Source organism: Lactobacillus sp. UMNPBX4 (assembly GCF_002554115.1).
In the GTDB taxonomy this organism is placed as follows: domain Bacteria; phylum Bacillota; class Bacilli; order Lactobacillales; family Lactobacillaceae; genus Lactobacillus; species Lactobacillus gallinarum.
This window is the reverse complement of record NZ_PCZF01000093.1, coordinates 1-1937: the sequence shown is the minus strand read 5'-3', so window position 1 is coordinate 1937 and position 1937 is coordinate 1. Positions and strand designations below refer to the sequence as shown.

The 1937-nt window shown below is 44.7% G+C and carries 1 protein-coding gene; it reads left to right on the top strand.

Going from position 1 to position 1937, the window contains the following annotated elements:
• Positions 1-559 precede the first annotated feature (559 nt).
• The gene (gene ltrA / locus CP355_RS09755; RefSeq protein WP_087236567.1) at positions 560-1870 is read left to right on the top strand and encodes a group II intron reverse transcriptase/maturase; all 1311 of its coding nucleotides are present in this window, start codon (positions 560-562) and stop codon (positions 1868-1870) included.
• Positions 1871-1937: the final 67 nt, after the last annotated feature.

The window sequence follows — 1937 nt, the reverse complement described above, 5'->3', positions numbered from 1 at the left end:
CTTGTGTGTCGGGCATGACATTTCATCTAGTCTAGTGAAAGTCTAGACCACGGGTAGTTGTCGCCAAGTGTAGTGAACCACAAGCTGATAGCGGTGACGCTATGGGTGAAGGAAGTGGCTAGCGAGTTTTCCGAGCCTACGTACAGAAATCTGGTCAGGCCAAATGGTGGATAAGACTGCAAGACAAGTCGAAGTCCAAAAGACAACCGTAAAACCAAGACGGTAAACCAGGAGGCAGTGGAAAATAAGAGATGAATGTCTTACCCCGAGAGATCTCGTGGACAGGCAAGCCGAGCAAGCTTTAATAACAGCGATCGTAAGCCTGGTCGAAAAAGGTTAGCCACGAGAAGTCAGCTGAGGTCATAGTAGCGATGAAGGCTCTGTAATAGAGCTGGATGCGAAGGACCTAATGTTTGTAAGAGAATATCCTGCTATAAGCAATGTTCAGACAGTCCGAATAAGAGGATAGCCTAGCACAAAGAGAACGTAACTCTTTGATGGTGAAAGCAATTGGGACGATTCCGAATAGATTTACAAATAGAAATGGAGATATCACGAGATGGAATTGATAGAGCAGATTTTAAGCCAAGGCAATCTCAAAGAAGCAATTCACAGAGTCAAAATCAATAAGGGCGCTCCTGGAGTGGACAATAAAACGGTCGATGAGCTTGACGGCTACTTTAAGAAGCACCAAGCGGAAATCAAGGATTCGATCATGAAAATGAAATATCGTCCGCAAGCCGTACGTAGAGTCTACATACCTAAAGCCAATGGCAAGAAGCGTCCGCTGGGAATCCCAACCGTCGTGGATCGGGTAATCCAACAGGCAATCGCCCAAGTCTTGATGAAGATATATGATCCCCGCTTCAGCGACCATAGCTATGGCTTTAGACCAAAACGCAGTGCTCACGATGCCATAGAGCAAGTCTTGGAATACCTAGATGAAGGCTACCAATGGGTAATTGATTTAGACATTGAGAAATACTTTGACACGGTCAATCATGATAAATTAATTTCAATAATCAGAGAGCAGGTAAACGACAAAACCACCCTCCACTTGATCCGGGCATTCCTAAAAGCCGGAATCATGGAAGATGGCTTGGTTAAGCCCAATAAGCTTGGCGTGCCACAAGGCGGACCTCTTTCGCCGATTCTATCGAATATCTATTTAGATAAAATGGATAAGGAATTAGAACAAAGAGGCGTGCACTTCGTGCGCTATGCCGATGACTGCAATATCTTCGTTAAAAGCAAAAAGTCGGCTGATCGGGTCATGAAGTCAATCTCGTCATGGCTAGAAAGGAAACTGTTCTTAAAGGTCAACGCAACTAAAACTAAAGTCGTGCGACCAACCAAGAGCAATTTTCTAGGATTTACCTTCTGGAAAAACGGCGAACGCTGGCAGACAAAGCCAGGAGACGACCGCAAAGCCAAGCTCTACGACAAGATTAGAGAACTGTTGAGTCGCCGTAAAGCAGCTGCCCAGCCCTTATCAGTGGTTTTTACTAAGATAAATCAAGTAGTCAGAGGCTGGATCAACTACTTCAAAATTGGCGATATGAAACACTTTCTGTTTAAATTCAGTCAATGGATGCGCCATAAGATACGAGTAGTAATCATTAAGCAATGGAAGCGCTCCAAAAGAATATATACCAACCTGATGCGAATAAACAAGGCGCTAAAGTGCAACTTTAGCGACGAAGATATCCGCAAAGTAGCCAATGCGCGATTAGGATGGTATAAGCGCAGTGCAGGACAAGTCGTAAATTTCCTGCTCAGTCCCCAAGTCTTAGGGATAAAGAAAGCAGATCGCCCAGGATTGGTCGATCCGCTAGAATATTATATATCTCGTAAAGAATTACAAATGTAGCGCCGGATACGGAACCGTACGTCCGGTGCAATGAGAGGGGCGAGAATTAAACTCCCTCTACTCTATT

Coding starts and splice junctions, on each gene's coding strand:
- ltrA (WP_087236567.1), top strand. CDS start 560: ATGGAATTGATAGAGCAGATTTTAAGCCAAGGCAATCTCAAAGAAGCA.